This window comes from Alcanivorax sp. HI0083, from assembly GCF_001635175.1.
On sequence record NZ_LWFX01000062.1, the window covers coordinates 1 to 485 of the forward strand.

Annotated in this window: 2 protein-coding genes; one reads left to right on the forward strand and one right to left on the reverse strand. The window is 57.1% G+C overall.

Annotated elements, in window-relative coordinates; genetic code table 11:
- Positions 1-111, forward strand: a 111-nt coding sequence (locus tag A3754_RS00670; RefSeq protein ID WP_197468343.1) for a GreA/GreB family elongation factor, incomplete at its 5' end; no start/stop codon positions are given.
- A gap of 101 nt (positions 112-212) precedes the next feature.
- Here the strand turns inward: A3754_RS00670 and A3754_RS00675 are convergent.
- A partial coding sequence (locus A3754_RS00675) for a YhbY family RNA-binding protein (RefSeq protein ID WP_063518573.1) occupies positions 213-485 on the reverse strand: 273 nt, incomplete at its 5' end.

Consider the following 485-nt stretch of genomic DNA (forward strand, 5'->3'; position numbering starts at 1 on the left):
AACTCACCCATCGCCCGCGGTTTGATTGGTCGTGAAGAAGGCGATGTGGTGCAGATTGATACCCCCGGCGGTACCCGTGAGTACGAAGTCGATCAGGTGGAGCATATCTAGGCGCTTGATGCCCGATGCATGACGCCAGACGACAATAAAAAAGGCGGCGTGATAACACGCCGCCTTTTTTGCTTTTGGCATCCTGCGTTGGGCCTTGGGCGTCAGGCATTCTGATAGCGCAGGATGTTCGACAGTTTGGCGCTGGGCTTTTGGGCCGGGCGGTAGAGCAGGGCGATGTTGCCGATACGCTGGATTAGCTCGGCGCTGCCTTTTTCGGTCAGGGCCTGCACAATGGCGGCGCGGTCGTCGCGGGTTTCTGCGTTGACTTTCACTTTGATGAGCTCGTGATCTTCCAGGCGCAGGTTGAGTTCTTCCACGAAGTTGTCGCTGAGTCCCTTGTCGCCAAAGATCAGAACGGGTTTCAGGTGGTGACC